The following is a 204-nucleotide window of genomic DNA, read 5'->3' as shown; positions in this document are numbered from 1 at the left end:
TCGGCTTCTGGAAGGCACTGGACGAGGCCTTTCCCGGCACGCGGCACCAACGATGCTGGTGCCATAAAGTGAGCAACGTACTCGACAAGGTCGCCAAATCCGTGCAGGGCCTCATGAAGAACGACCTGCGGAACATCTATCTGGCCCCACACCGGGCCGAAGCTGAAACCGCGATCGACGTCTTCGTCGAGAAATACCACGTCA

At 58.8% G+C, this 204-nt stretch carries 1 protein-coding gene; it reads left to right on the top strand.

Annotated elements, in window-relative coordinates; genetic code table 11:
* A partial coding sequence (locus tag QJT78_RS53075) for a transposase (RefSeq protein WP_281461040.1) occupies positions 1-204 on the top strand: 204 nt, incomplete at both ends.

This window comes from Bradyrhizobium sp. Mp27, from assembly GCF_029953005.1.
GTDB lineage: Bacteria > Pseudomonadota > Alphaproteobacteria > Rhizobiales > Xanthobacteraceae > Bradyrhizobium > Bradyrhizobium barranii.
The sequence above is the reverse complement of the archived record's forward strand: the minus strand, read 5'-3'. Positions and strand labels throughout refer to the sequence as shown.